This is a genomic window from Pyxidicoccus trucidator (assembly GCF_010894435.1).
Classification (GTDB): Bacteria; Myxococcota; Myxococcia; order Myxococcales; family Myxococcaceae; genus Myxococcus; species Myxococcus trucidator.
Genome location: NZ_JAAIXZ010000026.1, coordinates 25,216 through 49,011 on the forward strand (window position 1 = coordinate 25,216; position 23,796 = coordinate 49,011).

Genomic DNA, 23,796 nt, shown 5'->3' on the forward strand with positions numbered 1-23,796 from the left:
GGGGCTATTCCAGCTCCCGCTGTTTGGCCAGCAGCTGGACCTTCATTTTCTTCACCTTCTTCAGCGTGTCCGGGTCGTTGACGTCGCCGGCCGCCTCCACCTCGCTGCGGATGTCCTCATACCGATTGCACCACAGGCCGAGCTGGATGCAGGAGTACTGGGACTCGAGCTTCTTGTAGAGCGCGTTCGCCTCGCGCCACTCGCGCTGGAGCGGCGTGGCTTCCTTCCCGCGAGAAACGACCCGCACCTTCTTCGCCGCTGGCGCACGCTTCACCTGGGCCGGCTTCTGCGTGGGCGCCTCGGGCGAGGGAAGCGGCGCGAGGAGGTCCGAGTCGTCGACGGCAATCGCCTCGGGCGGGCCCGCGGGTTCAGGAGCAGGGGCCGCCGCCTCGGCCACGGGCGCGGGTGCTTCCCCTGCTTTCGGGGCGGCGGCATCGGGGGCGGCCGCAACCTGGGCGGGCTCGACAGCCTCGGAAGGAGCGGCCTCGGGAGGAGCGGCCTCGGGAGGAGCAGCCTCGGTGGGAGCGCCTTCGGTGGGAGCAGCGGCTGAGGGGGCCGTGTCCTCGGTGGGAGCGGCCTGGGAGTCCCCGCCGGCCTTGGAAGCACCCGAGGAGGGGGACGACTTGCGCGTCGGCCCCATGGGCTTCGGCAGCGGAGGGCCGTCCGGAATCCCCTGCTCCAGCCCCATCGACATACGGAGCGCGGGGCTGAGCGCGAGCGTCAGGATGGCCCCCGCCAGCAGGAGCACCACGAGGCCCACGGCCATCACCCCCGTCCCCTTGCGGCTGGAACCGGGGGCCGGTATCGCCGTGCGGCGGGTGTCCTCTCCAGGGCGCCGCGCGCCAGGCTCCGAGCCCGGGCGGACGGGAATGGGAGTGCGGCGCGTCTCCTCATGCGGGGTGAGGGACACGCGGACGTCATCGTCCTCGTCTTCGTCGTCCATCCGCACCGGCGCGGGCGCGGGCGCCGGGCGAATCGCGGCGACGGGGCCCGTGCGGCGCGCGCCCCCCTGCACGGGGATTCCCACGGCGGAGGCGGTGCGCGGCCGGCGAGGCGCGCCCCTCGGGCGGTTCGGCCCGGACTTCTCGTCAGGCTCGTTGGAGGTGCCCTCGACGTCGCGCAGGAGCGCCTCGTCCAGCACCACTCGGGGCTGCGTGGCGTCGTGACGCTGCTGGACGCGCGGGTCCGTGTCGCCATCGCGCGCGACGCGGGGCTGAGTGTCCTCGTGCCGCTCGGTCCGGGACGGACGGGCGAAGCGCGGGTGCGTGTCCACCTCGCCGGGCCGGGACGCATCCTCGGCGTGGCCCATCTGCTCCGGGGTGAGGACAGGCAATTCCGAGTCGGCCCCGCCCTCCGCGCCGCTGTCGGGCGAAGCGCCCCAGGAGGCGTCCTCCTCGGACTCGGCGACACCGGGCACCACGTCCAGCTCGGCCGAGGGCGTGACAGGGGGCGTGCCCCGGGACGGCGTGGAGCCCGGGGGCGGCGCCACCACGGGCATCGCCGTCAGGGACGCGGTGCGCTGCGGAGGAGGCACCGGCGCCGCCACGGCGATGGCGGGCATCATCACCGCGCCCGTGCGCTGCGGAGGCGGTATCCCGGCGGCACGCAGGGCCTGCGACTCGGACGGAGCAGGCGCCGGGGGCGCGACGGGCGGCGGGGCGACGCCCACCGCCGGACGCGGCGGCACCACCGCGGGCGGAGGCGGTGCGCCCACCGCCGGACGCGCCGGCATCATCGCGGGCGCCACGGCGGGCGGCGGCACCGGCGCGTGCGCCTGGGGTGCACCCGCGCGAGGAGTCGCGGAGACCGGGGCGGGTGCCGCTGGCGGGCGGGGCGCTTGCGGCGCGCCCACCGCGGGGAACGCGGAGGCGACGGCCGGCATGCCCGTGCGCGACGGCGGAGGAGGCGGAGGCGGTATCCCCGCGGCGCGCAGGGCCTGCGACTCGGACGGAGCGGGAGCGAGCGGCTCGGCCCGGGGGTCGGTCGCCTCCGCCATCCTGGCGGCGGGCGGCTCCTCGGCGCCGTCATCCCACGGCATCTCAGGGGGGACCTGGCGGGGCTGGACGCTGGGCAGCGCGAGCTCGGTGGGGCGCAGGTCCGGCGACATGGGCCGAGGCTCGGGCGCGGGAGGAATCGCCTCCGGCGGCAGCACCGCCATCGGCACTTCGCGCGTCATCGAGGGCGGTCGAGGAGCGGGCGGCGGCTCGGCGGGAAGCTGGCGGTCGAAGGCCTCCGGCCGCACCTCCACCGAGGACGAGGACTCGCCCGCGGCGGATTGCTGCCGGGCGGCGCGGGCGCGGGCCTCCTCCTCCAGCGCCTCCAGCGGGAAGGCGGGCCGGGTGGACTCGTCCACCATGACGCCAGGACGCGTCTCGCCGTCCGACACCGGGCCACCGCCCTCGCGGCTGCGCGGCGTGGGATGGAAGGACAGCGGCTGCACCGGCCCATCCAGGCGGATGGTCTTCGCGGGCAGCATGGCCGGCATCATCGGGCGCGGCGTCAGGCCCCCCTCCTCCGGCCAGGACTCGCCGGCCGGCACGCGCGGCACCTCCTTGAGGGTCGCCAGCAGCCGGCGCTCGGACTGGAAGTCCGCGGCGAACAGCTCGCGCATGAAGCGGCTGACGCTCTCCGGGCCCGCGTTCGCGTCAATCTCCATCAGGCACGCCTGCAAGCGCCCGCGGAACTCCTCCGCCGTCTGGAAGCGCTGCGACGGCTCCACCGCCAGCGCCTTGCTCACCAGCGCCGTCACCACGCGCGGCGTGAGCGGCTCCACCTCGTCCAGCGGGGCAATCTTCGGCTGCGCCACCACCGTCATCAGCTCGCCGGGGTGCACGCTGTCGAAGGGGTTCTTCCCACAGATGAGCTCGTAGAGGCACAGGCCCACCGCGTACAAGTCGCTGCGGCGGTCCACCGGCTGGTGCCGCGCCTGCTCCGGCGACATGTAGAGGAACTTGCCCAGGATGATGCTCGGGTTCGTCTTCGCCGCCGACAGCCGGCTCTTCGCCAAGCCGAAGTCGATGACCTTCACCTCCCCCTCGTAGGAGATGAGGATGTTCTGCGGAGAGATGTCGCGGTGGACGAGCCGCAGCTCCTCCCCGTCGTCATCCTTCTTGCGGTGCGCGTAGGCGAGCGCGTCCAGCACCCGGCCCATGGTGTAGAGGATGAACGTGAGCGGCAGCGGCGACTGCCTGTCGCGCACCCGCGCCGCCACCTTGCGCAGGTCCTTGCCGTCCACGTACTCGAGGGCCATGTAGGCCTCGCCCTCGTGGAGGCCCATGTCCAGCACCTGGGCGATGGAGCCGTGGCTGAGCCGCACCAGCGTGCGCGCCTCGCCCACGAAGCGCTCCACGAAGTCCGAGTCCGCCGCGAGCTGCGGCAGGATTTTCTTGATGACGCAGAGCTTCTCGAAGCCCTGCGCGCCCTCCAGGCGGGCGAGGTAGATCTCCCCCATGCCACCCGTCGCCAGGTGCGACAGGAGCGTGTACCGGCCAAAGGGCTGGGGCCTGAAGGGTCTCAGCCGGGCGGGTTGGTTCGAGGCGTTCATGCGGTGTGGGGAGGCACCACTGGGGCGGCGGGGAGGGCATTGAACCCCGTCCTGGCCCGTTCCATCAACCCGTCAACCGGCCGCGAGGGGTTTTCACCTCAGGCCCGGGTTGGTGAGCATGCCTACATCCTCTTCGAGCACCTCGAAGGCGGCCATCCGGTCCTTGGGCGGGCGCAGGAGCCGCTCTCCCAGGGGCTGCACGTCGAAGCGGGCCCCCACGGAGGCCAGGACCTTGCCCGTAATCAGCACCTGCCCGGGGTTGCCGGTAGCAGCCAGCCAGCCAGCCACTCCCACGCCCTCGCCCACGGCCGTGTAGTCCGAGCGCACCTCGTTGCCGATCATCCCCACCAGCGCGCGGGTGGTGTGCAGGGCGATGCGCAGCTCGCAGCGCTCGTCCTGGGGGCGCCGGAACATGGCCCGCTCCCAGTCGGAGCGCAGGGACAGCGCGGCGCGGACGGCCCGCACCGAGTCCTCGCCCTTGGCGTAGGGCACGCCGAAGAGGGCGCGCATGGACTCGCCGAGGAAGCCCTCCACCGTGGCCTCGAAGCTGAAGACGATGCCCGTCATCCGCGAGTGGAAGTCGTTGAGCATCTGCGACGCCCGCTGCGCGCCGAGCTTCCCGGCCAGCTCGGTGAAGCCCACCAGCTCCGCGTGCAGCACGGTGACGTTGCGCTCCTCCAGCCCGGGGAGTCGGCCGCCCTGGCGCTGGGCCTCGGAGGCGCGGCGCTCGGCCACGTCCGCGGGGTGGTAGCGCTCCAGCGCGCGTCGCATCCGCTCGGTGGCGGGCGAGCTCTCGCGCGGGCCGAACTTCTGCACGCCGGTGGCGACCAGGTGCGCCACCGCGCTGCAAGCGTCCAGCATCACCTCCACGCTGGTGTCGCCCTTGGCGGCGGTGTTGACGTAGAGGACGCCGGTATAGGGCGGCTCGGAGCCGATGGGGATGCACAGCACCCGGTCCACGCCGTAGAGCATGACGCTCTCGCGGCCGGCGAAGCGGCGGTCGTCGCGCACGTCGTCCACGGCGAGCGCGCGGCCCTGGCGCAGGGCCTCCTCGACGATGGCGTCCGACACGGGCACTTCGCCCTTGGCCAGCTTCCCCCGGTGCCGCACCGCCGCGGGCACCATGGCGCCGGACGAGTGCTTGAGCAGCACCACCGCGGTGGTGGCGTCCGTGCGCTCCAGCAGCCGGTCCATGGTGGTGTCCAGGAAGCCGGACAGCGTGGTGGCGGAGGCCAGCGCTTCCGCGGTGCGGAACAGCAGCACCAGCGACTCCTGGCCCACCCGGGGACTGGCGGTGGGCGGCACCGGCGAGGACCCGGAGAAGGAGTCATCGAAGGGGACGGACCCCACGTTGTCCAGCAGGCGCAGGACGTCCGCGTCCTTCACGTTCTTCGCGAGCAGCACGGACGGGCCCACGTCCTGCCCGTGGCCGAAGCGCACCACCCCGCCCGCGCCCAGGTCCACCATCTCCGTGGCCGCGCTCTCCACCGTGTTGGGCTGGCGGACGGAGAGCGTGTTCTCCCCCAGCGCCACCATGTCCCCGGGCGACAGCTGCCGCGAGCCCTGCAGCGGCGCGCCGTTGACGCGGCTGCCGTTGCGGCTGCCCAGGTCCTCGATGCGCAGCACGTCACCCTCGACATAGAGGCGTGCGTGACGGCGCGAGACGAGGTCGCCGCCCAGGACGATGTCGTTCTCGTCCGCTCGGCCGAGACTCGTCACGCCCTCGGGCAGATCGTAGGACGTGTCGAAGTAGCCGGGCCCGTTGATGATGATCTGCCACATCGATTGCCCGACATTACACGACTCTCCCGACTCTTGAGAGAGGGAGGAAAAGGCATGGGTCTCCACGGGGTCTACCCGGACTCTCGGCGGGACTTCCGGGCGCGCGCCTTGACTGGGAGTACGGCCCGGGCGCTCGGGGAGGTGGGCGCCCCCCCGGCCCCGGGGTCAGCGGGGCCGGTGGATGAAGACGGAGTCCCCCACCCTCACGGCCGGAAAGGCGGTGAGGGGGCGGGTGGCGGGCCCGGTCAGCACCCGGCCGTCCTGCCCGAAGCGCGAGCCATGGCAGGGGCACTCCAGCACGCCGTCGGCGGGCTTCCACCCCACGGCGCAGTCCCCGTGCGTGCAGATGCGCCAGAGGGCCGCGTAGCAGCCGGGCGAGGTGTGCACCACCACCACGTCCAGCAGCGCCTGGGGGACGCGCACCTCGGCGAACCCGTCTGGCTCCCTGAGCCCGGGGTGCTCTTCGAGCCGCACCTCCACCCAGCCCTCCCCGGCGGTGCCCGGCGTGGGCCCCCCGGAGCAGGCCGCGCCCGGCGCCCCGGCATCCGGAGCCGGCGCGTCGAGCACCACCGCGTCCCGCCACTCCCCGCCACACCCGGCCCCGACGGCGGCCAGGGCGCAGGTGCCCCGCAGCAGGGTGCGGAGCGCGGCGCGGCGGTCCACCTCCTTTATATGCGGGGCAGGCGGAGTCCTGCTCACGGCGGGGTCCCCTGGAGGGGCTCCCCATTCACCACGGCGACGGCGTCCAGGTCGAAGCCGCCGCCCGTGCCGCCGTAGCCGTTGGCGCCGCTGTCGGTGATGCGGACGTAACGAATGCGTGACAGGCCCAGGGTGGCCAGGTCGAAGCCGTCACCGCCCGCCACCGCGGGGTCCGTGGCGCTGACGCCGTTGGCCGGGTTGGCCTGGATGGGGCGGACGCCGGCACAGCCCGGGTAGCCCCCGTCCGCGTCGGTGGCGGCGCAGGGGAACGGGTGAAAGGTGACGCCGTCGTCGCTCACCGCCACCACGCCCGTCTCCGAGTAGGTGCCTCCGCCGGGAATGGCGAAGGCGTTCTCGAAGACGAGCAGGTCCACGCCGGGCCCATCCACCACGCCCACGTCGGTGAAGCGCAGGATGATGGTGCCCCCGCGGCCCAGCGAGAGCACGTCGAGCGAGCCGTTGTCGGGGCCCACGCCCACGGGAGGACCGAGGACGATGGAGGGGAAGCGGTCCTGTCCGAAGCCGGCGCCTTCACCGGGCTCGAAGGAGACCACCTCGTCGGCGTACGGGTCCGACGGGCGGACTCCAGCGTCGGTGCCGCTGTCCGGCGTGCCGGCGTCGGTGCCGCTGTCCGCACCCGCGTCCCCGGCAGGGTCCGTCCCCGCATCTGGCGTGGTGGGGCCGTCCTCGTCACCGCAGGCGGCGAGCGACAGGAGCACGGCGAGCGCCGCGCCCCAGGGCCAGAGGCTGGAGCCGCGCGAGCTCATGGCGCCTGCTGGATGCGAACGAGGCGGCGGCCGTTCTTGTCACGCAGGCCCACCAACAGGTCCGAGCCGAGGGGCGCCATCAGCTCCACCGCGGTGCACTGGGTGGTGTCGTAGGTGAGCACGGGCACGCGCTCGCCGATGGTGACAGTCTGGGGGCCGCCGATGCCGAACGTGAGCGCGAAGCGGGACACGTCGGTGGAGACGAAGTTGAAGGAGGCATCGTAGGCGCCGCGGTTGAACACCACGCCTTCGCCGAAGGTCGAAGAGGCGTTGGCGTTGCTGCCCACGTCAATCTCCGGCTGGTCGGCCAGCGTGAACGGCGTGCCGGAGGTGAGGGCGTCGGCCACCACCGTCGGCGGCACCGCATGCGCCTTGTTGCCAGCGGAAGCAAAGTAGCCCAGCACCGCGATGTCGTTCTCCGCCACATGGGTGACGCCGCTGCCCGTCGTGCCGTCAGGGAAGTTGGCCAGCTTGGACGTCACGAACGGCTCGCGGGACGTGAGCAGCGCATAGATGCCCAGGCCGCTGGCCGTGTCGCCCAGGGCCGCGCCGTTGACCAGGAACGCCGTGGTGCCGTCCCGGTTGAAGGCATCGGCGGTGAAGTTGCTCGCCGCGGTGACGTAGGTCGACGCCGCGGGGGTGGCCACGTCATAGACGGCGAGGTTGCCCGCGAAGCCCGTGCTGCTCGTCGTGTACCCGGCGGCCAGCCGCTTGCCGTCGTAGGCGAGGTAGCCGTTGGCGAACACCATGGGAGTGCCCGCGCGGTCCGCGGCGGTGACGACGTCGTAGAGCTTCGGGTTGGCCGTCTGCAGGTCCGGCCACGTGCCCAGCGAGCTCAGCGCCGCCTCCTTGCCACCGCCGCGCAGCGCGTAGAGCGAGTACGTGGGCCCGGGCGTCGACGCCACCGTCACCACGTCGTCCGGCAGGGCGACGGACTCGGCGGACGTGAAGCCCGTCTGGAGCATCAGCGTGCCCAGCTTCGCGTCATGGGGAACGGGGTCGCACGGGTTGCCCGCGTCCGTCCCGGCATCCGTGCCCGCGTCCGTCCCGGCATCCGTGCCCGCGTCCGTCCCGGCGTCCACGGGCGGCGGCGTGCCTTCGAGGGGGACGGTGTCGCACTGCTCGTCGCGGCAGACCCACTGCTCGCCCTCGGGGGGCTGGCCGTTGTCGCTGCGGCAGTCGTACGCGTCGACGCACTCGGGATTGCAACCGGTGGTGGTCAGGGCCAGGACGAGCGTGGCCACGGCGAGGGCCGCGGGCTTCGTCCAGGGTGCGGCGCGCTTCAGGTCGGCGGTCTTCATCGGCGTCCAGCTTCCTCTCCGCCCCCACGGGCGGGTTGGGCCTCGAAAGCGAGGAGCGGGACGAAGGCACACCCCGGACACACGTGCGCAGGGGTGGACGCCTCCGTCGCCTCCCCTCGGAGGCTTCGGTGATGTCCGTGCATGGGGCACGGGTCTTCGGCAGGTCTTCGGACTCGCAGGCGCGGGAGCCCGAAGGCACCCACCTACTGGCCGCCGCTTCCCAGCCCGAGGGCCAGTGCGTGCTCGACGGCGTTCGTTCCTGCTCACCGCTGCGGGGCAGTCCCGGACTCACACCGGGTTCCCTTGAGCCGCCGTGGAATCACGGAGGCACCGAGGACTGGCGGGGAAGTACGGCGGGTAGAGGGCGTTGTCAATGCTCGGACAGGCCGCCCCCGTCCGGTGGCACACCCTCTCAGGTCTGCCCCAGCCGCACGCTTCGCCGCAGCAAGCCAAGAAAGAGCGGACCTCCGAGGAGCGCGGTGACGACGCCCACGGGAAGGTCCTGGTTGAAGAGGGGGAAGGCCAGCCGCGCCAGCAGGTCCGCGAGCAGGAGGAAGGCCGCGCCGCCCAGCGCGGACAGCGGAACCAGCAGCCGCTGGTCCGGGCCGAAGGCCAGCCGCAGCAAGTGCGGGACGATGAGGCCCACGAAGCCGATGAGTCCCGTGAGCGCCACCGCGCCGGCCACGCTGACACTGGAGGCGAGCAGCAGCCAGCGGCGGGTGGCATTCACCGGCACGCCTAGCGAAGCCGCGTCATCGTCACCGAGCGACAGGAGGTTGAGCCGGCCGGACAGCGCCCACATGACGCCGACCGCCGCCACCTGGAGGAGCGCTGACAGGGCCAGCGTGTTGCCGCGCTCATAGCCGAGCGTCCCCACGAGCCAGTGGAGGATTTCGCCCAGCCGCTCCGGAGCGGACATCGTCTTGATGAGGGTGATGGCGGCGGAGGCGAAGGCGTTGAAGACGACCCCGGTGAGGAGGGCGGCGTAGGGCGCGCGGGCGGTGGCGCCCCCGCTGGCGGAGAGAACGAAGAGGATGGAGGCGCCCGCGCCGAGGAAGGCGAACAGCGCGGGTGCGGACAGGCGGGCCAGCGCTCCGCCCAGGCCTGGAGCGACCTCGCTCACGGTGCCCAGGCCCACGGCGAGCGCCAGGGTGGCCCCGAGCGCGGCCCCGCCGGAGACACCGAGGATGAAGGGGTCGGCCAGGGGGTTGCGAAGCAGGCCCTGGAGCGTGGTGCCCGAGACGGCGAGCCCCGCGCCGACGATGGCGGCGAGCAGCGCGCGGGGCAGGCGCAGGGACCAGAAGATGACCGCGTCGGAGGAGGCGGGGTCCGTCAGCGCGGCGGTGAGGGAGATGGGCTGCTCACCGAAGCGCACGGCCACGGCGAACGAGACGCACAGCAGCGCGAGGAAGGCACAGAAGAGCGCGAGGACTCGCGAGGCGCGGAAGCCATACGCGCCTCTGCTCGAAACGGGTGTCTCCGCGCTCGTCACGGCGCGCCCCTCCCTTCGCCAGGGACGCGGTGCGAGTCACGGCTCGGGATGCGTGCGCCCACCCCCGTCACCGCTTGGGCCGCATGAGGACGTAGCGCCGCGTGCTGCCATCCACGTCGACGGTGGCGACGACCTGCCACCCCTCGGCGCCGAGCTGCTGGAGCTGCGCGAGGTCCGCCTCCGGGTCCTCGCGGCGCAGGAACGTGTACTCCACGGCCTGCACGGGCGCGGGGGACGGAGGCGAGGGGGCGACGGCGGCCGAGGACGACTCGGTGGGCACGGCCTTGCGGGTGGAGGCCGGTGGGCGGGAAGCCGGAGCTCGCACGGGTGCCTCAGCCGGAGCAGCCACCCGGGTGGGCGTCGCGGCCGGCGCGGGAGCTGGAGGTCGCGCCTCGGTCCGGGAGGAAGCCGGCGCGGGAGTGGAAGCGTCGGGGCGCGCCGAGGGCGAGGCCGCCTGCGCGTGGCCGTCGGCAGGCAGCAGCGAGGCGCCCAGGGCAACCGGCACGAGGCACGCGGAGACGACGAGTGACGACAGACGGCGGAGCATGGGGGAGCACTCCAGGGAGAGACGGCCACGCATCTACTCCGGTCGCCGCCGCCCCGAAAGCCCTCCGCGCATCACCCGTTCGGAAGGGCACCGCACGCCCCGGTGCGGCTAGGGCTTCGCGCCACCCTTCCCGGCCGCTTCCGGGTGAAGCAGCCGGAACAGCTCCTCCAGGCCCTGGCCCAGCGACGGACCGGGCTGCAGCAGCGCGAGCGAGGGCAGCTCTACCCAGCGAGCGCCCGACAGGCCCGGGAGCCCACGCAGCTTGTCCTTGCCCACGTCCACGTCCGCGGCGTCCACCACCACGTCGGGACGGGAGCGAACGACGCGCTCCACCGAGTACACGGGATACGCGGAGCCTCCATCCGCGGCCACGTTGATGCCCCCCGCGTCCTTCAGCAGCTCATTCGCGAAGGAGCCAGGGCCGGCGACCACGAGCGGCTCGAAGCCATAGGCGAACAGCACGCGCGGCGCGGGGAGCTTCTTCGCGGCCTCGCGGACGCGAGTGCGCGTGGCCTCGATGCGGGAGACGACGGCCTCCGCCTCCTTCTGCCGGCCGAGCGCCACGCCCACCGCGCGCATGCCGGCGAGCACGTCCGCGACGGAGTGCAGCGGCAGGAGCAGCACGGGCACACCCAGCTCCGCCATCTTCTCCACGGGGCGCTGGTTGCCCGGACCCGGCTGCACCAGGACGAGGTCCGGCTTCAGCGCCACCACCGACTCGACGGACGGGTCCACGAAGCCGCCCACGCGGGGGAGCTTCTCCACCTCCTTCGCCTCGTCGAAGCGAGACACGCCCACCAGCGTGCTGCCCGCCCCCACCGTGAGCACCATCTCCGTCAGCGATGGGGCCAGCGTCACCACGCGTCGCACCCGGGCCGGAGCCGGCGGCCCCAGCGTGCGAGGCCCCTGGTGCGTGGGGGCACTGGCCGCCCCCGCCGAGCCCGTGACGAGGCACAGCACGGTGGCCAGCACGGCAAGCCACGGGACGCGGAAGCTGGAAGAGCGCAGGTTCATTCTCACGGTGGATTCACCCTCGGGAACTTCAAGGCAGCGCGGTGACGTCGATGGCATTGGACACGGGACGGCGAGGGTCCACGGGGCACGCCTCCAGGGCCGGGCCTCGCGCCTGGGGCGTCGTGTGGCCACGGCGCTCCACGAGCCTGCCGTCCTCCACCTCCACCACGAAGACGCGGCCCGCGTTGGTGTCGCCCAGATACACGGCGCCTCCCGCCACGGCGAAGCGGCTGGCCACGGCGAGACGGCAGCCCTGGGTGCCAGGCTCGCAACCCGGGCTCAGCGCGTAGGACGCCACGGCCACGTCGTCCTTCACCAGCACCAGTCCGGTGGCGCGCACGGAGTCGGCGAGGCCGCCATTCGCACGGTCGAGTCGGGCCTCGCCCAGGCAGGCGACCACGAGTTGCTCCCCCACTCCCTCCACATAGCCGGCGTTGAGGCAGTCCTCCGCGCCCAGGTCGATGGCACTCACCCCACCATCCGCGGGGTCGATGCGCGCGAGCATCCCCGGCCCGTTGGGCAGGTAGTTGTTGTACGGGTTGAGGTTGGTGAGGGCCACGTACACGCCACCGTCCGTCGCCGCCACCGAGTACGGCAGCGGCAGCACCGTGCCGCCGTCGAAGGACTTCAAGTCCAACCCGGTGAGCGGAATCGTGTCCACCCTGCTCGGCTGCTCGGGGTTGGAGACGTCCAGCCGGACCACCGCGTTGCCGGAAGCGAAGTCATTGCTGGCGGTGCCGAACAACGGGACGTAGAGCAGCGTGCCCCACTTCGCGATGCCCTGCGGGCTGGTGTTCCGCCCCAGGTTCACCTGCGACACGGTGCGCAGGCCCAGGCCGCCGCCCTGGGTGGGGCCCTCGCGCTTGAGCACCTGGAGCGTGTTGTTCACCGAGTCGACGACGTAGACATACGGCGGGTCCACGAACACGTCATTGGGCGAGCCGGCCGTCGCGCCCAGCGAGTCCTCCTCCACCACGGCCCCCAGCTCACCGCCCGCGGCCTGGAGCAGCCGGGAGTTCGTCGCGTCCGCGGCGAGCACGAAGCCCTCCCACGCGGCGAGCGACTGCACTCCGGCACCAAACTGCCGCCGGGGCCCGAGTGCATCCGTCCCCGCCTGGATGCCCACCAACTGCCCGTTGGTGTAGCAGGCCGTCACCACGTCGTACGCGCACCGGCCCGCGTGACACGACTGCACGTCCGGGCACGCGTTGCCGCAAGCGCCACAGTTCAACGTGTCCGCCCGGAGGTCCACGCACGAGTCTCCACACCGCGTCGCGCCCGCCGAGCAGCCCTCGCGGCACGTCCCTGTCTCGCACACCTGGCCGGAGGGACACGCGTTGCCACACGCGCCGCAGTGGGCCACGTCGCTCGCGGTGGCCACGCACGCGCCGCCGCAGGACTCCGTGCCGGGGCGGCACTCACACGCGCCCTGCTGACAGGACTGCCCGGCGCCGCACGCATTGCCGCACGCGCCACAGTTCGACGTGTCACCGCCGAGGTCCACACACGTCTCGCCACAGACACTGAGGCCCGAGGTGCACACCACGCCCTCGTCCGGGCAGCCGGTGAGCGTCAGGCCCGCCAGGGCCACCAGCAGCAGCGGGAGGAGCGGCTCAAGGGGACGAGGCCAGCGCGGCATGAGGCTCCTCGGGGGTAGGAGAGGCGGATGAGGTGGAGGGCGCGGAGCCCTCCCGGTCCAGCGCCACCGCGAGCGTCACGTACGCGGCGCGGCCCGGCAGCGGGAAGCCGGTGAAGTCATAGGCCCGCACGTCGAGGAGGTTCTTCACCTCGACGGAGAGGGTAAGGTCCGGCTTGTGCAGGAAGGTGCTGGAAGCGCCCGCGCTCAGCAGGGCGCGCGAGGGCAGGCTGCGCGAGCCGGTGCGGTTGACGAGCTGCGAGGCCTGGTAGAGCACCTCGGTGCGGGCGTTGAGCCAGTCCGGGCCCGCGCGCACGCGCCCTACCCACTTGTGGCGGGGGCGGTACGGCAGGTCCATGCCAAAGAAGCGCGGGTCTCCAAAACGGTTCTGCGTGCGCAGCCACGTGTAGCTGGCGCTGGCGGACAGCCACGGGAGCGGGTGTGCCTCGCCCTCCAGCTCCGCGCCCCACACGCGCGCGGCGTCGAAGTTGTACGGACGCGCGAGCAGCGGCGGGTACAGCTCATACGCGATGAGGTTCTCGTACAGCGCGCCGAAGACCCCCGCGGTGGCGCTCCAGCGGGGCTCCGCGTCGTCCTCCTCGCCCGCGCGAGCGTCGGAGCGCCAGGACACCGCCGCGTCCGCGTACAGGGCGCGCTCGGGCTTGAGTCCCGGGTTGGGCAGCAGTGTGCCCTGGCGGATGTACAGCTCCAGGAAGGACGGCGCACGGTGGGACTGGCCGACGTTGGCGCGCAGGCTGAAGCCGCCGCCTGGTGACACGGCCGCGCCCAGCTTCGGGGACAGCAGCCAGTACGGACCCACGCGCTCCACCCGCAGCGAGGGCACCACACTCACGGCGCCGCCGAGGAGCCGCACCTCGTCCATCGCCATGACGCTCGCGCGCCACCATGACGCGGACTGCGCGTCCTGCGCCTCGGTGACACCCTCGGCGGAGGAGGCCACCGTGACGGTGAGCGCCTGCATGTCCCCCAACGCCCGGCGTCCCTCCAGCTCCACACCGCCCACCGAGTGCCGCTGCACGCCGCCCGCGCCCGGCAGGGCTCCCGTCACCTCCAGCCCGTTGCGCTGGAAGAAGCCTCGCGCACTGCCCTGCCCCACGGCGCCAAGGAGTCCCGACCAGCGCAGGCCCAGCGCCAGTCGGCCCAGCTCCTGGTTGCCGGAGGACTGTGGGTTCTGCACGGTGCCGGGGATGGCGCGGTCCTCCAGCGACAGCTCCGCGAGCGCATCCAGGCGTGAGCCTCCGGGAAGCCGCCGCCGGTAGCGCAGCAGCCCACCGCCACCCCGCGCGTCGTTGCGCGCGCGCAGCTCGGAGACGAGCGGGTTGTCGTCCACCGCGGGCAGCTCGTCCAGCTCGTACGTGAAGTCCCCGTCCGAGCGCCCCGCATGCACCAACAACAGCGCCTGTCCGTCGAGCAGCGGGCCCGTGGCGGCCACATGGCCCAGCACCGTGTCCCAGCTCCCGTACGTCACCTCGCCGCTGGTGCGCAGGTGCGGACCGGGCGCGCGGGTGATGATGTTCACCGCGCCGCCGAGTCCTCCCGAGCCATAGCGCGCGCCCGCGCCACCGCGCAGCACCTCGAAGCGCTCCACCAGCGCGGCGGGAATCTGCGACAGGTCCGCCATGCCGCCCGCGCCGTTGAGGGGAATCCCATCCAGGAACACGAGCACGCCGTTGGCCGCCGCACCGCGCACCACCAGGCTCTTGCTCTGCCCGTAGCCACCGGAGTCCTGCACCGCGAGCCCCACGGAGCCCACGAGCAGCTCCGCCGTGTCACGCGCCTCACCCGCGCGCTCGCGAGCGTCGATGACGGTGATGGCGCCGGTGGGGTCTCGACGCTCCGGCGACTCCGGAGGCGGGGGCGTCTTCCCGCGGACCACGGTGGTGCGAGGAGCGAACGGCTCGGACTCAACAGCGGGGGCATCACCCGGCGCGGAGGCAGCGGCCGGCATCCCGCCATCGGCCGGCTTGGAGGCAGCAGCCGGCTCGGAGGCAACAGCCGGCTCGGAGGCAGCGGCCGGCTCGGACGCAACAGCCGGCTCGGACGCAGCGGCCGGCTCGGAGGCAGCAGGGGGCACCCCGCCATCGGCCTCGGGAGCCTGTGCGTGCGCGACGAGCGGGATGTTGAGCGCCAGGCACGCCACGGCCCTGGCGAGGAAGGTCCACCGCATGCTCCGCCTTCCGCTCTCTCCATCGAAGAGAGAAGGCCACCCGCCCGTGCCGTTGCATGGCACGGTCGAACCCCTGGGCAGGTCTCCTGGCTGACGGGCTCCGGAGTCAGGCGCACGCCGCGCCATTCCGGAAGGGGCCTTCCGCCTTCCCCCGAAGCGCCGCGAGGCCGCTGCCGGAGTGGCGACTGACCGAAGTCCCCGGCCCTGACCTCAGGGCTGCCCGTTCACAGTGGCGGGACCGCGCCGGAATCTCACCGGCTTCCCTCTTGAAAGCCCGACATGGGCACCCAAGGGCGCACCCCTTCTAGGGGGTCACCCCCCGCGCGTCAAGCGAGCCGGGGGACGCAGCGCGGACGAGCGGACATACTGTTCGAACGCCTCCGCCTGGAGGAACAACAACTCCACACCGCCCAGCCGCAGCGAGGCCTGGCGGAACAGCGGCGCGGGCCGGCCCGGGAGAATCAGCACCCCGTCCTGGAACGTCCCGTTGTGGCTCTCCAAATCCGTGACGCTCCACATGCCGGTGTGCGGCTCCTGGCGGAAACGCGCGTGCATGCGGGACACGGTGGGCTCCGACACGACGATGTCGCACTCGGAGCTTCGGCCCACCGTCACCTCGGACGTGCCGGTGCGCGGACGCGGGCGGACCTCGAAGACGAGCGGCTCCACCGAGCGGGCCTGGGGCCTGCGCCCCGTCTGAGTGAGGCCCTGCGTCTGCGTCACGGTGGTCGGCAGCGCGGGCACCGCCTCCCACACCAGCACGGGCCAGCGGAGGGTGCGCAGCAGCGCGTCACGGTCGGCCAGCAACTGGGAAACCAGGGTGGACAGGCGATGGAGCACGGGCTGGTTCCTCCAGCGCGAGAAGCGGCGGAGCGAACCTGTGCATGGGGGTTCCAACCGGACACCCCCCGGTGCTCGGAATTTCGGCGGACGCAACCACCCCGGCGGGCAGGCGCAGCGTTACTCCGCCACCACTCCCGCGTCGCCGCACGGCACGCCCGCGTCAGCCACATCCCGGGCACAGTCGGGCAGGAAGCCCTCGTCCGGAGACGGAGCCCACTGCCCGTCCGGTCCTTCATCGTCCGTGGACAGCGGGCCCGAGCCCGAGTCCGGGGAGAGGATGTAGGCGACCGGGTCCTCCACGGCACAGCCCACCGCCCACGCCAGGAGCCCCGCGAGGAGCAGCCCTCGTGCGCCGACGAAGCGGGAACGCGGAACGGAGGGAAGGCGATTCATCGTCCTCTACTTTCGCGCAGGAGGAACAGGAGTGCCATCGGGGCGCTCACGGGAGGACGACGAACGCGAGGGTCAACCGGGGCTGCACCGCCCAGCCACGGTGGAGCGGCTGGAAGCCGTCGTCCGTGACGTAGCCCAGGATGGGGCGGCCGAAGACGACATCCATCGCGGCGGTGCCCTCCACCGCGAAGAAGCGCGACAGGCGCCAGCGCACGGAGGTATCGGGGCCCGTGAGGAGCGAGGGGATGAAGCGCGGCTTCGCCGGCTGGACGCCCCCGAACAGGGGGAAGGAGGACCGCGCGAAGACGCGCAGGCCCGCGCCCAGGCCCGCGCCCCACCGCAGGCGCCGGGTGCGGAGCACCGCCGCGTCCAGCCAGAAGCCAAAGGTGTACTGCTCCAGCTTCACCTGGGTGCGGGGGTCGAAGATGTCGTCCGGCAGGCCCGCCAGGAACTGGAAGCGGAAGCGCAGCAGCGGGAACTCCCACCCCGACCCGAGCAGCAGTCCCTGGTGGCCTGATGGGGTGTACCCATCCAGCGAGGCCAGGCCGCCCACCATCAGCTGCCACTGCACGGAAGAGCGCGCCACCTGCGCCGAGGGCGGAGACTCCGGAACTTCCGTCACGGGTGGAGGCGACGTCTCCTCGGCCAGCGAGGCCGGGCCGACGAGGAGCGCCACCACGAATCCGAACCGAAGCAACCCACTGCCCGATGCCATGCCCCGGACGCTAGCGCCCGGGGACGCGGTGGGGGAAGGCCCAGGGGGGCCGCCGGCCCGCATCCTTGACGCACGGTAGGGGTGGGTTGACGGGAGGCGGGTTTCTCCCCTCAGCGCTGGACACCCGGGGACGCACGCAGCTCGCGGCTGACGCGCTCGGCCTCGCGGAAGACGCGCAGCAGGTTGCCGCCGAGAATCTTGTGGAGCTGCTCGCGGGTATAGCCCCGGGCCATGAGGGCCTCGGTGATGCGGGGCAGGTCGGCCACGGACTCGAGGCCCTCCGGCGTGGAGGTGATGCCGTCGAAGTCCGAGCCCAGGCCCACGTGGTCCACGCCCGCCACCTTGGCGATGTGGTCGATGTGGTTGATGAGCGCGTCGAGCGGAGGCCGCTTCACCTTGGCGGCCCACTCGAACTCGGCCTCCTGGGACTTGCGGAAGCGCGTGGCGGGGTCGGCGTCCTTGAGGCTCGCCTCCAGCGCTTCGATGGCGGCCCGCCGCTCGGGAGCCGCGGCGGCGTAGCCCTTGCGGAAGGTGTCGTCGATGAAGGCCGAGAAGAAGTTGACCATGACGACGCCGCCGTTGGTGGCGACGGCCTTGAGCATCTCGTCGGTCATGTTGCGCGGGTGGTCGGTGAGCGCGCGGGCGGACGAGTGCGACGCGATGACCGGCGCCTTCGTCACCTTCATCACGTCGAAGAAGGTGGAGTCGGCCACGTGGGAGATGTCCACGAGCATGCCCAGCCGGTTCATCTCGCGGACGACCTCCTCTCCGAAGGGAGTGAGGCCGTCATGGTGCTTCACCTTGGGGTCATTGATGTCGCCGGACGAGTCGGCCCAGTCGGTGGAGTTGGACCAGGTGAGCGTCATGTACCGCGCGCCCAGGCGGTAGAAGTCGCGCAGCACGCCCAGGTCGTTCTGGATGGCGTGGCCGCCCTCGACGCCCATCAGCGTGGCGAGCTTCTTCCGCTTGCCCGCGCGCGCGGCGACGATGTCCTTCGAGGAGAGGGCCAGCACCATCTCATCCGGGTGGCGCTCCACCTGCTGGAGCACGGCGTCGATGAGGCGCAGGGCGCGGTGGGTGTGCTGGCCTGCGAACTCCTTCGGCTCCACCCAGATGGAGAAGAAGGCGGCGCCCAGGTTGCCGGCGCGAGCGCGGGTGAGGTCCAGGTGGCCCGCGCCATTGGGCGGCTTCGAGCCCAGGTCGAAGCCCTCTTCGAGCATCCGAAGGGGCGTGTCCACGTGGGTGTCGATGATGAGCGCGGACTCGTGGACGGCGCGGGCCTTGGCGGAGACCTGCGTGGGCGGAGCGGCGGGAGCAGCGGGCGTCGCGGCGAGAGCGGGAGCCCCCAGCAGGAGCACGGAAGCGAGGACGGAGCGATTCACGCGGGCACCTCGGGAAGAACGGACGCGGGGACTCTCCCATGGGGCGCTGACAGGATGAAGCGCGCCGAGCAGCCCGCTCTCGTCCACTGAGAAGCCACTGGAGCATCCACGCCCGTCCTGCCAGCGGGACGGCTTTCACGAACCTGCACGGTGCCTGGCGGGTGCTTCCGAGGGAAGGCGCGCTGGCACGCCGCCTGCTCATGCAGCCGTCGACCTCAGGCGGTCGAGCTGACGAGGCAGCCGCGCCGTGGTGGCGCGGTGAGGAGCGTGGAGGTGGTTGATGCTTACGGCGGGAAAGCGGTTGGCGGTGTTCTCCATTCGTGAGGGCAAGGGCGGGAGCATCTGGGTGCGGGCGGGGAGCGCCTTCGTGAACAAGGACGGCTCGCTGAACGTGTTGCTGGATGTGCTGCCGCTGGACGGGAAGCTGCACGTGCGCGAGGCGGCGGAGAAGCGGGACGCGGCGGCGGCGGGCAGCCGGTACGCGGGGGAGTCGGGCCTGGACTCGATGCCCGTGGGTGGCCACTCGTGAGGGGGCTGTGGGCGGTGGTGCTGGGCCTGCTGCTGTGCGGGCCCGGCGTCGCGGAGGCCGGCAAGCTGCGCACGCAGTACTCGGGCACGGTGAACCTCAACGAGGCGACGGCGGAGCAGCTGGACCTGCTGCCGGGCGTCGGTGAGAAGGCCGCGCAGCGAATCATCGAGCATCGCAAGAAGCGGCCCTTCCAGCGGGTGGAGGAGCTGGTGCGGGTGAAGGGCTTCGGGAAGAAGAAGTTCCTCAAGCTCAAGGCGCACCTGGCCCTCGTGGGGCCCACCAACTTGAGGGTGGAGCAGGTGCCCGCCCCTTCCGAGAGAAAGGAGGTGGTCGACACGAACAACTGAACTCCTGAATCAGAACTCCGGCAAAGGGGGCCGCCGCCCGGGACTTTTCCTCTCGTGGCCTGGGGCGGCGGCCCTGTCGTGGGTCCTCGCGCCAACGAGGTACAGGTAAAGTTCGTACAAGCCGGTCCGAGGGCACGGCGGTACATCGCCGGTATGCTCGAAGCGAGAGGGAATCCCCATGAGTGACAGCGTGAGTCAGCCGGCAGCCCCGAAGGGTGCGGCGAAGTCACTGAGCTCTACGTACGTCCACCTGCGCGACGACAAGTCCGCGGCCGACGTCGAGGTGACACCGACGTTCTGGCAGGAGCTTGGCAGCGGCGAGCGACCCGGGCTCGACGCCGGGCGCCTGCTCATGCAGCTCGACTCCACCGAGGACTGGCCGACGTGGGAGATGCACCCGGCGGGCGACGAGGTGGTGTTTCTCGTCGCGGGAACCGTCGAGTTCGTGCTCGAAGTGGATGGACAGGAACAATGCGTAACGCTCAAGGCGCCAGGGGACTTCGTCCGCGTGCCGCGCGGCGTCTGGCACACGGCGCGTATCTCCAGTCACTGCTCGCTGGTCTTCGTAACGCCGGGGGAAGGAACCCTGAACCGGCCCAGGTGACGCCAGGGGTCCTCCCGTGCGCGCAGAGCAGGGGTCAGTGCCGTCCCGGGATTGACGGCCCCCATTCTCGACGGACATAGTGACGGGTGAATGTTCCTCCCGCTCCCCACGACTGGCGCTCAGTGCTGCTGCTGCTGCCGCGTGGCGTGTGCCTGCTGCTGTCTGGCGGGCCCCGAGCCCCGGGAGAGCGCGTAACGCGTTCCTGAACTCTCCCGTCGCTCGCGCGGCCCGCCCTCCAACGAGGTGTCGGGCCGCTTCCATTTTCACGTCCTGAAGTCCCCTTCCCACCACGAGGCCCCGCGATGAAGGCAGCCAACATCCTCCAGACCATCGGCAACACCCCGCACGTGCGCATCAACCGCCTGTTCCCCTCGCGGGTGGAGGTCTGGGCGAAGCTGGAGCGCGCCAACCCGGGTGGCAGCATCAAGGACCGCATTGCCCTGTCGATGATTGAGGACGCCGAGGCCCGGGGCGTGCTCACGAAGGACAGCATCATCATCGAGCCGACGTCCGGGAACACGGGCATCGGACTGGCGCTGGTGGCGGCGGTGAAGGGCTATCCGCTCACGCTGGTCATGCCCGAGTCGATGAGCATCGAGCGCCGCCGCCTCATGGCCGCCTACGGCGCGAAGCTGGAGCTCACCCCGCGCGCCCAGGGCATGAAGGGCGCCATCGCCCGCGCCCAGGAGCTGGCGGCGCAGACGCCGAACAGCTGGATTCCCCAGCAGTTCGAGAACGCCGCCAACGTGGAGGTCCACCGCCGCACCACCGCGCGCGAAATCCTCCAGGACTTCCCCGAGGGGCTCGACTACCTGATTACGGGCGTGGGCACGGGCGGCCACATCACCGGCGTGGCGGAAATCCTCAAGGAGCGCTTCCCGAAGCTGAAGGTCTTCGCGGTGGAGCCGACCAAGTCCCCCGTGCTCAGCGGCGGAGCGCCGGGCCCCCACCCCATCCAGGGCATCGGCGCGGGCTTCATCCCCAAGGTCCTCCGCACGGAGCTGCTGGACGGCATCGTCCAGGTTCCGGAGGAGGAGGCCTTCGACTTCACTCGCCGGGCCGCGAAGGAGGAGGGCATCTTCCTCGGCATCTCCTCGGGCGCGTCCCTGGCGGCCGTACACCGCAAGCTGGGCGAGATTCCCGACGGCAGCCGCGTGCTGACCTTCAACTACGACACCGGCGAGCGCTACCTCTCCATCGAGACGCTCTTCGCCTGACGTCCCACCGCGTCAACGGAGAGCAACCAGGGAGGCACACTCCCTGAGCGGTAGCCAACCGGAAGCGACTTGGTAGGCTCCGCCGCCATGAACCGACGCATTGCGAACCTGCTCACGGTGCTGCCCGTCACGGCGGCACTGGTCGCTCCGCCCGTGCTCGCCTGCACCAGCATGGTGGTGTCCAAGGGAGCCACGGTGGACGGCGCCACCCTGATGACCTACTCGGCGGACGCGCACGAGCTGTACGGCGAGCTGTACTACACGCCCGCGCGCCGCCACGCGACGGGCGCCATGCGCGACATCTTCGAGTGGGACACCGGGAAGTTCCTCGGCCGGATTCCGCAGCCGCCCGCCACGTACTCGGTGGTGGGCAACATGAACGAGCACCAGCTCTCCATCGGCGAGTCCACCTTCACGGGCCGCGAGGAGCTGGAAGGGCCGGCGGGCATCGTCGACTACGGCTCGCTCATCTACATCGCCCTGGAGCGCGCGAAGACGGCGCGCGAGGCCATCCAGGTGATGACCTCCCTGGTCGCCGAGCACGGCTATGCCTCCACGGGCGAGACGTTCTCCATCGCCGACCCGAAGGAGGCCTGGCTGCTGGAGCTGATTGGCAAGGGCAAGGGCCAGAAGGGCGCGGTGTGGGTGGCCCTCCGGCTGCCGGACGGCTACATCTCCGCGCACGCCAACCAGGCGCGCATCACCCAGTTCCCCCTGAACGACCCGAACAACGCGCTCTACTCGAAGGACGTCATCTCCTTCGCGAAGGAGAAGGGCTGGTTCAAGGGCGCGGACGACAAGTTCAGCTTCGCGGACGCGTACCACCCACTGGACTTCGGCGGGCAGCGCTTCGCCGAGGGGCGCGTGTGGAGCATCTTCCGGCGCGCGGCCCCGTCGATGAAGCTGGGCGTGGAGTACGCGGACGGCTCGGCGCCGGGCAAGCGGCTGCCGCTGTGGGTGAAGCCGGACAAGAAGCTGTCCGTGCAGGACACCATGGCGCTGATGCGGGACCACTTCGGGGGCACCCCGCTGGACATGACGAAGGACGTGGGCGCGGGCCCGTACGCGGCGCCCTACCGCTGGCGGCCGATGACGTGGGAGGTGGATGGGAAGAAGTATGTCCACGAGCGCGCCATCTCCACGCAGCAGACGGCCTTCTCGCTCGTCGCGCAGATGCGCCAGTCGATGCCGGGCCCCATTGGCGGAGTGCTCTGGTTCGGCCTGGATGACACGGCAATGACGGTCTACACGCCCATGTACGCGGGCATCCGCGAGGTGCCGAAGAACTTCGCCCAGGGCGTGGCGAGCCGCGGGAAGTTCTCCTGGGACTCGTCCTTCTGGGTGTTCAACTGGGTGTCGAACCAGGCCTACGCGCGCTGGAGTGACATATCCGTGGACGTGCAGCGCGAGCAGGGCGCGCTGGAGGGCCAGTTCCTCGCGGACCAGGCCGACGTCGAGAAGGCCGCGCTGGAGCTGTACAAGCGCAGCCCCGAGGAGGCGCGCCAGTACCTCACCGCGTACTCGGTGAAGCAGGGCGAGCGGGTCCACAGCCAGTGGCGCAAGCTGGGTGAGACGCTGCTCGTGAAGTACATCGACGGCAACGTCCGCGACGAGCAGGGCAAGGTGAACCACCCGAAGCACTCGGAGGAGTGGTACCGGCGCATCGCGAAGGAGCGGGGCAGGACGCTGGAGATGCCGCCCGAGCCCGAGAAGGAGGAGCCGAAGCCCGTTGCCGCTCCGGCAGCTCCCGCGACTCCGGCCGCGAAGCCCGGACCGAAGCCCACCGTGGCCCCGGCGCCGTAGGCGGAGCCCAACGACTCGCGCCAATGGCCCTTCCCGCCCGCACCGGGGAAGGGCCTTCGTGTTTCAGCCGCCTACGCGACGCGGCAAGCGACCAGGCAAGCCCCTCCAGCCTCCCCCCTCCCCCCAGGCCCTTCCCGCCGCGTGGCCCGTCCAGCGCGCCAGGGCCGCCCGGGGGCTCCCAGGGCGAGCGGAAGTCCGGCCCGTCGCTTGCTGGTGACCAACAGGCAACGGATTTTCCTCAGCAGGAGTCCCCCTGAAGGGATACACCATGTGCGACTCAAACGACCGGAGAGACAGGGAGGCAGCAGGTGAAGGATGATGTATCCATGAAGGACATGGACACCGACGAGCCAGCGCCGCAGGAAGGCGAGCGGCCCAAGGGCCCTCCCCTCGGAGAGGTGCTCGAGTTCATGCGCCTGCTCTGGGCCGTGGACCACGGCCTCCAGTCCACCTCCAAGCGCATGGAGTCCACGCTCGGGCTCACCGGGCCGCAGCGACTGGTCGTCCGTCTGGTCGGCCGCTTCCCGGGCATCACCGCCGGCACGCTCGCGCAGATTCTCCATGTGCACCCCAGCACCCTCACCGGCGTCCTCAAGCGGCTGGAGAAGCGAGGCCTGCTGGAGCGCAAGGCGGATCCGCTCGACGGGCGCAAGGCGCTGTTCGCCCTCACCGAGACGGGCCGCTCGCTCGACATCCCCTCCGAGGGCACCGTGGAGTCCGCCGTACAGCGCGTCCTCTCCCGCATGTCGCGCACGCGCATCCTCTGTACCCAGGACGTGCTCACCGCGCTCGCCCAGGAGCTGGGTGGCGTCCCCATGCCGGAAGACGACGGCGGCGAGTCCGGCGCCCGGAAGCCCGCCTCGCGCTGACCGGCCGCCCGCCCCCCGCCAGGAGCGCGCGGGGGGCCTGGAAGGGTCGGGTGTCCCCTCGCGTTGCCTCCCGGACCCTCTCCCTTCCGCCTCCTTCCGGCGCCCGACACCGCGAGCCGCTCCC

Annotated in this window: 20 protein-coding genes and 2 riboswitches; of the genes, 6 read left to right on the forward strand and 14 right to left on the reverse strand. The window is 71.9% G+C overall.

Features of this window, described 5'->3' with window-relative positions:
* Positions 1 to 4 precede the first annotated feature (4 nt).
* From G4D85_RS43640 to G4D85_RS43705, 14 genes are all read right to left on the reverse strand, one after another.
* Entirely contained in the window at positions 5 to 3,544 is a 3,540-nt protein-coding gene (locus tag G4D85_RS43640; RefSeq protein WP_164020219.1) for a serine/threonine-protein kinase, read from the reverse strand.
* 93 nt (positions 3,545 to 3,637) lie between these two features.
* Positions 3,638 to 5,326 (reverse strand): FHA domain-containing protein, encoded by a 1,689-nt coding sequence (locus G4D85_RS43645; protein ID WP_164020220.1) that lies wholly within the window; start codon positions 5,324 to 5,326, stop codon positions 3,638 to 3,640.
* A gap of 165 nt (positions 5,327 to 5,491) precedes the next feature.
* Complete coding sequence (locus G4D85_RS43650) at positions 5,492 to 6,025, reverse strand: QcrA and Rieske domain-containing protein (protein ID WP_240359857.1); 534 nt, start codon at positions 6,023 to 6,025, stop codon at positions 5,492 to 5,494.
* Complete coding sequence (locus G4D85_RS43655) at positions 6,022 to 6,792, reverse strand: cell surface protein (RefSeq protein WP_164020221.1); 771 nt, start codon at positions 6,790 to 6,792, stop codon at positions 6,022 to 6,024. Before G4D85_RS43655 ends, G4D85_RS43650 begins: the two co-directional genes overlap by 4 nt.
* On the reverse strand, positions 6,789 to 8,093 hold the full coding sequence (locus G4D85_RS43660; protein WP_164020222.1) for a hypothetical protein: 1,305 nt from the start codon (positions 8,091 to 8,093) through the stop codon (positions 6,789 to 6,791). Before G4D85_RS43660 ends, G4D85_RS43655 begins: the two co-directional genes overlap by 4 nt.
* A gap of 141 nt (positions 8,094 to 8,234) precedes the next feature.
* A riboswitch (cobalamin riboswitch) is annotated at positions 8,235 to 8,443 on the reverse strand.
* Between the two features lie 62 nt (positions 8,444 to 8,505).
* Positions 8,506 to 9,585, reverse strand: a complete 1,080-nt coding sequence (locus G4D85_RS43665) for a FecCD family ABC transporter permease (protein WP_164020223.1) — start codon at positions 9,583 to 9,585, stop codon at positions 8,506 to 8,508.
* A 67-nt stretch (positions 9,586 to 9,652) separates the two neighbouring features.
* Positions 9,653 to 10,132 (reverse strand): hypothetical protein, encoded by a 480-nt coding sequence (locus G4D85_RS49075; RefSeq protein WP_205525968.1) that lies wholly within the window; start codon positions 10,130 to 10,132, stop codon positions 9,653 to 9,655.
* A gap of 108 nt (positions 10,133 to 10,240) precedes the next feature.
* Positions 10,241 to 11,146, reverse strand: a complete 906-nt coding sequence (locus G4D85_RS43675; RefSeq protein ID WP_164020224.1) for an ABC transporter substrate-binding protein — start codon at positions 11,144 to 11,146, stop codon at positions 10,241 to 10,243.
* Between the two features lie 28 nt (positions 11,147 to 11,174).
* Positions 11,175 to 12,785 carry an MXAN_6577-like cysteine-rich protein gene (locus G4D85_RS43680; protein ID WP_164020225.1) on the reverse strand — a complete coding sequence of 537 codons (1,611 nt, stop codon included), beginning with the start codon at positions 12,783 to 12,785 and terminating at the stop codon, positions 11,175 to 11,177.
* Positions 12,760 to 14,970, reverse strand: coding sequence for a TonB-dependent receptor plug domain-containing protein (locus tag G4D85_RS43685; RefSeq protein WP_240359858.1), 2,211 nt, complete (start codon positions 14,968 to 14,970; stop codon positions 12,760 to 12,762). Before G4D85_RS43685 ends, G4D85_RS43680 begins: the two co-directional genes overlap by 26 nt.
* 59 nt (positions 14,971 to 15,029) lie before the next feature.
* Positions 15,030 to 15,276, reverse strand: a riboswitch (cobalamin riboswitch).
* A gap of 6 nt (positions 15,277 to 15,282) precedes the next feature.
* The gene (locus G4D85_RS43690; RefSeq protein WP_164020226.1) at positions 15,283 to 15,810 is read right to left on the reverse strand and encodes an FHA domain-containing protein; all 528 of its coding nucleotides are present in this window, start codon (positions 15,808 to 15,810) and stop codon (positions 15,283 to 15,285) included.
* A 120-nt stretch (positions 15,811 to 15,930) separates the two neighbouring features.
* Complete coding sequence (locus G4D85_RS43695; RefSeq protein WP_164020227.1) at positions 15,931 to 16,206, reverse strand: hypothetical protein; 276 nt, start codon at positions 16,204 to 16,206, stop codon at positions 15,931 to 15,933.
* Positions 16,207 to 16,252: 46 nt separating this feature from the next.
* The gene (locus G4D85_RS43700; protein ID WP_240359859.1) at positions 16,253 to 16,903 is read right to left on the reverse strand and encodes a hypothetical protein; all 651 of its coding nucleotides are present in this window, start codon (positions 16,901 to 16,903) and stop codon (positions 16,253 to 16,255) included.
* A 128-nt stretch (positions 16,904 to 17,031) separates the two neighbouring features.
* Entirely contained in the window at positions 17,032 to 18,303 is a 1,272-nt protein-coding gene (locus tag G4D85_RS43705; protein WP_164020229.1) for a dipeptidase, read from the reverse strand.
* Between the two features lie 280 nt (positions 18,304 to 18,583).
* Between G4D85_RS43705 and G4D85_RS43710 the strand changes: the two genes are divergently transcribed.
* The 6 genes from G4D85_RS43710 to G4D85_RS43735 all read left to right on the forward strand — a co-directional run bounded on the left by G4D85_RS43710 (position 18,584) and on the right by G4D85_RS43735 (position 23,672).
* Entirely contained in the window at positions 18,584 to 18,832 is a 249-nt protein-coding gene (locus tag G4D85_RS43710) for a hypothetical protein (protein ID WP_205525970.1), read from the forward strand.
* Complete coding sequence (locus tag G4D85_RS43715) at positions 18,829 to 19,179, forward strand: ComEA family DNA-binding protein (RefSeq protein WP_164020231.1); 351 nt, start codon at positions 18,829 to 18,831, stop codon at positions 19,177 to 19,179. Before G4D85_RS43710 ends, G4D85_RS43715 begins: the two co-directional genes overlap by 4 nt.
* A 190-nt stretch (positions 19,180 to 19,369) precedes the next feature.
* Entirely contained in the window at positions 19,370 to 19,783 is a 414-nt protein-coding gene (locus G4D85_RS43720) for a cupin domain-containing protein (RefSeq protein ID WP_164020232.1), read from the forward strand.
* A gap of 302 nt (positions 19,784 to 20,085) precedes the next feature.
* The gene (gene cysK, locus G4D85_RS43725; RefSeq protein WP_164020233.1) at positions 20,086 to 21,000 is read left to right on the forward strand and encodes a cysteine synthase A; all 915 of its coding nucleotides are present in this window, start codon (positions 20,086 to 20,088) and stop codon (positions 20,998 to 21,000) included.
* A gap of 87 nt (positions 21,001 to 21,087) precedes the next feature.
* On the forward strand, positions 21,088 to 22,803 hold the full coding sequence (locus tag G4D85_RS43730; RefSeq protein WP_164020234.1) for a dipeptidase: 1,716 nt from the start codon (positions 21,088 to 21,090) through the stop codon (positions 22,801 to 22,803).
* 326 nt (positions 22,804 to 23,129) lie between these two features.
* Positions 23,130 to 23,672, forward strand: a complete 543-nt coding sequence (locus tag G4D85_RS43735; protein ID WP_164020235.1) for a MarR family winged helix-turn-helix transcriptional regulator — start codon at positions 23,130 to 23,132, stop codon at positions 23,670 to 23,672.
* The last annotated feature ends 124 nt before the right edge of the window (positions 23,673 to 23,796 follow it).

Excerpts from the sequence above, each read along its gene's own strand:
- G4D85_RS43640 (WP_164020219.1), bottom strand. The coding sequence starts at position 3,544 with ATGAACGCCTCGAACCAACCCGCCCGGCTGAGACCCTTCAGGCCCCAG.
- G4D85_RS43645 (WP_164020220.1), bottom strand. The coding sequence starts at position 5,326 with ATGTGGCAGATCATCATCAACGGGCCCGGCTACTTCGACACGTCCTAC.
- G4D85_RS43655 (WP_164020221.1), bottom strand. The coding sequence starts at position 6,792 with ATGAGCTCGCGCGGCTCCAGCCTCTGGCCCTGGGGCGCGGCGCTCGCC.
- G4D85_RS43660 (WP_164020222.1), bottom strand. The coding sequence starts at position 8,093 with ATGAAGACCGCCGACCTGAAGCGCGCCGCACCCTGGACGAAGCCCGCG.
- G4D85_RS49075 (WP_205525968.1), bottom strand. The coding sequence starts at position 10,132 with ATGCTCCGCCGTCTGTCGTCACTCGTCGTCTCCGCGTGCCTCGTGCCG.
- G4D85_RS43675 (WP_164020224.1), bottom strand. The coding sequence starts at position 11,146 with ATGAACCTGCGCTCTTCCAGCTTCCGCGTCCCGTGGCTTGCCGTGCTG.
- G4D85_RS43680 (WP_164020225.1), bottom strand. The coding sequence starts at position 12,785 with ATGCCGCGCTGGCCTCGTCCCCTTGAGCCGCTCCTCCCGCTGCTGCTG.
- G4D85_RS43685 (WP_240359858.1), bottom strand. The coding sequence starts at position 14,970 with ATGCGGTGGACCTTCCTCGCCAGGGCCGTGGCGTGCCTGGCGCTCAAC.
- G4D85_RS43695 (WP_164020227.1), bottom strand. The coding sequence starts at position 16,206 with ATGAATCGCCTTCCCTCCGTTCCGCGTTCCCGCTTCGTCGGCGCACGA.
- G4D85_RS43710 (WP_205525970.1), top strand. The coding sequence starts at position 18,584 with ATGCTTACGGCGGGAAAGCGGTTGGCGGTGTTCTCCATTCGTGAGGGC.
- cysK (WP_164020233.1), top strand. The coding sequence starts at position 20,086 with ATGAAGGCAGCCAACATCCTCCAGACCATCGGCAACACCCCGCACGTG.
- G4D85_RS43730 (WP_164020234.1), top strand. The coding sequence starts at position 21,088 with ATGAACCGACGCATTGCGAACCTGCTCACGGTGCTGCCCGTCACGGCG.
- G4D85_RS43735 (WP_164020235.1), top strand. The coding sequence starts at position 23,130 with ATGAAGGACATGGACACCGACGAGCCAGCGCCGCAGGAAGGCGAGCGG.